Source organism: Bacillus sp. AFS001701, from assembly GCF_002559405.1.
GTDB lineage: Bacteria > Bacillota > Bacilli > Bacillales > Bacillaceae_G > Gottfriedia.
Window position 1 is genome coordinate 1 of sequence record NZ_NTZO01000230.1, and the last position, 3,425, is coordinate 3,425.

Consider the following 3,425-nt stretch of genomic DNA (forward strand, 5'->3'; position numbering starts at 1 on the left):
TGAAATTTTATTTCAAAAATAGTTATAATATGTATGAAATTAAATTTAGTTTAGTTTTAAAAAATTACTTGAGGTGAAGCAAACATGCTTGAGAATTTAACAACCGAAACAAGAAATGAAAAAACAATGAATTTAGATGAAATGTCTATAGAAGAATTTTTAACTGTAATGAACGAAGAGGATGCAAAGGTTGCCGCTGCCGTCCGAAATGAGATTCCTAATATTTCTAAAGCTGTTGAAAAAATTGTAACTGCTTTCAAAAGTGGGGGTCGCTTGATTTATATAGGTGCAGGCACAAGTGGCCGCATAGGACTTTTAGACGCTGTTGAATGTCCTCCTACATTTGGAACAAGTCCAGAAGAGGTAGTAGGGCTAATAGCAGGTGGAGAAAAAGCTTTTATAAAAGCAGTTGAAGGCGCTGAGGATAGCGAAGAACTTGCAACCCACGATTTAAAGGAAATTAAGTTAAGTAAAAATGATATTGTAGTTGGAATTGCAGCAAGTGGTCGTACGCCTTACGTTATTGGTGGTTTAAAATATGCCAAAGAAATTGGTGCTTCTACTGTAGCGGTTAGTTGTAACAAAGGCTCAAAGATAGGTCAAGAGGCAGAAATAGAAATCGAAGTTATTAATGGACCTGAAGTATTAACTGGTTCAACTAGATTAAAGGCAGGTACTTCTCAAAAGTTAGTATGCAATATGTTATCTACAGCATCAATGGTTGGTATTGGAAAAGTATACGGAAACCTAATGGTTGATGTTCAATCAACAAATGAAAAACTAGTTGAGCGTTCAAAGCGTATTGTAATGGAAGCAACTTCTTGTACGTATGAAATTGCAGAAGAATATTTAACGAAGTCGAATCAAAGTCCAAAAGTAGCAATCGTTATGATTCTTACTGGATTTAGTTATGAGCAAGCAATTGAGCAATTGAAAAAATCAGAAGGATTTGTTCGAAAAGCAATACAAAAATAAAAATTATAGGGGGAGTAGAAGATGGATAAATATCAAAGATTAGCTTCTGAAATCGCTGATGCAATCGGCGGTACTGATAATGTAGTTTCATTTACAAACTGTATGACAAGACTTCGTGTTAATGTTGCTGATCGTAATTTAATCAATGAAGATCAAGTTAAAAAAATTAACGGGGTTTTGGGAACTGTTGATGATGAGACTTACCAAATCATTTTAGGTCCTGGTACAGTAACTAAAGTTGCAGAACAATTTGGTCATCTGAAAAACAGCTCATCAGGAAAACAAGGAACTTCATCAGCGGCTTTAAAAGAAAAGGGCTCAGATCTTAAAGCTGAATTAAAAAAGAAAAATAACACACCTTTTAAAAATTTCTTACGAAAAGTCGGTAATATCTTTATTCCGTTAATTCCAGCATTCGTTGGTGCAGGTCTAATTGCTGGTATTGCTTCGATTTTATCAAACAATATTACTGCTCAAAACCTAGATGCAGCAACTTGGTCACAATATGTTACAGTTTTAAATGTAATTAAAAACGCAATTTTTGCTTATTTAGCGATTTATGTTGGTATCAACGCAGCGAAGGAATTCGGGGCGACACCATCCCTTGGTGGAGTAATTGGTGGGGTAACACTTTTAACAGGTATGCTTCCTGATCAACCAATTAAAAATATCTTTAATGGTGATCCATTAGCTCCAGGTCAAGGTGGTATTATTGGTGTACTACTTGCAGTCTATTTATTATCACTTTTAGAAAAACAATTACGTAAAGTCATTCCAGATTCTTTAGATATTATAATTACACCAATGATTGCTTTATTAGTAGTAGGTTTGCTTACAATTTTCTTCATCATGCCATTCGCAGGATTTATTTCTGATAACTTAATTGGTTCAATTAACTGGATTATTGCAAAAGGCGGTATTTTTGCAGGATTTATATTAGGTTTGGGATTCTTACCATTAGTAATGTTAGGTTTACATCAAGTATTAACACCAATTCATATCGAATTAATTAATACAACAGGTGCAACAGAATTATTACCAATTCTTGCAATGGCAGGTGCTGGACAAGTTGGAGCAGCATTAGCATTATGGTTACGTTGCAAAAAGAATAAATCATTATCAAATATGATTAAAGGTGCTCTTCCAGTAGGTATTTTAGGTATTGGTGAACCATTAATTTATGGTGTTACATTACCACTTGGTCGTCCATTTATCACTGCATGTATCGGTGGTGGTATTGGAGGTGCAGTAATTGGAATGTTTGGTAATGTTGGAGCAATTGCAATTGGTCCTTCAGGCTTAGCGTTAGTTCCACTTATTGCACACGGAATGTGGCTTAAATATGTGATCGGATTACTTGCTGGTTATGCTGGTGGTTTCGTCCTAACGTATTTATTCGGTACTCCAAAGGATGCAATGGCTGAACAAGAATAAATAACAAATAAAACCCGAATAATTAGACCTCTCAAGTCTACTATTCGGGTTTTTTATTTAATCTACATTAGAATCAATATACTGAACAATTCTTTCGCAAATTTCATGAGTGATTAAGGAATCATTTATTGAAGGGTCTGGGGTTTTATTCTGTTCTATACAGTTAAGAAAGTGATCAACAATTTGGTAAAACCCACGTTTATATAAGGTTGGTTCCCAATCACCATATTTTGTAATATTGATTTTTTATTATGATAATGGGTTGTTTCGACTAAACTACTCACTACATATTTATTTTGTGGTGTCATATATTCAATAATTTCTTCCGTAACACCATTGTTTCTGTTCATTATTCCAATAGCCGTGCATCCCTCACCTATAAGATGAATGACTAGGTGTTCGAGCATACTATCTTTTTTTAAGAAATTGACTTTTAAATCAACTACATTAGTGGCCATTAAATACCTAAGTGTATCCACCACATGAATAAAATCCTCTACGACAAATCTTCTAGTATATTCAGGAAAGTTAAATCTATTTTTTTGCATGATTATTAAGCTAGCCTTTCCATGCATAGTAAGCTCTTTTACTCTAGGGGTAAATCGTCTATTGAATCCAACCATCGCTATTTTTCCTTGTTCTTTGGCTAGATTTACAATTTGTTCAGTTTCTTTGAAATTCATTGAAATAGGTTTATCAATATAAACGTTAATACCATTTAATAATAACTTTTTCGTTATCATATAATGAGCTTCCGTAGCTGTAGTAACAAATGCTGCATCAATATTCTTTTCTAACAGTTCATCTACTGTATTAACCGTTTCATTGATTCGATATTTGTTTGATAAATGGTCTAGTGTCTCATTACTTCTTGTACATAGCACCAAATTGTATGTAATTTTACTTAAAAAATTTTGGATACTCAAATTAACTACATCGGTTAAATCAAATAGTTTTTTAAATTTTCAAAAAACTATTTATTCATTTAAGCTTTTCCATTATAATAAGGTCTAAAG

Annotated in this window: 3 protein-coding genes; 2 read left to right on the top strand and 1 reads right to left on the bottom strand. The window is 33.3% G+C overall.

Features of this window, described 5'->3' with window-relative positions:
* Positions 1-84: 84 nt before the first annotated feature.
* The gene (murQ, locus tag CN514_RS15560; protein WP_098233372.1) at positions 85-975 is read left to right on the top strand and encodes an N-acetylmuramic acid 6-phosphate etherase; all 891 of its coding nucleotides are present in this window, start codon (positions 85-87) and stop codon (positions 973-975) included.
* Positions 976-996: 21 nt separating this feature from the next.
* Positions 997-2,409: a PTS transporter subunit EIIC gene (locus CN514_RS15565; RefSeq protein ID WP_098233373.1), complete on the top strand. Its 1,413-nt coding sequence runs from the start codon at positions 997-999 to the stop codon at positions 2,407-2,409.
* A 155-nt stretch (positions 2,410-2,564) separates the two neighbouring features.
* On the opposite strand, the gene CN514_RS15570 is transcribed toward CN514_RS15565, so the two are convergent.
* Positions 2,565-3,335 (bottom strand): Gfo/Idh/MocA family protein, encoded by a 771-nt coding sequence (locus CN514_RS15570; protein WP_286141715.1) that lies wholly within the window; start codon positions 3,333-3,335, stop codon positions 2,565-2,567.
* Between the last annotated feature and the right edge of the window lie 90 nt (positions 3,336-3,425).

Excerpts from the sequence above, each read along its gene's own strand:
- murQ (WP_098233372.1), top strand. The coding sequence starts at position 85 with ATGCTTGAGAATTTAACAACCGAAACAAGAAATGAAAAAACAATGAAT.
- CN514_RS15565 (WP_098233373.1), top strand. The coding sequence starts at position 997 with ATGGATAAATATCAAAGATTAGCTTCTGAAATCGCTGATGCAATCGGC.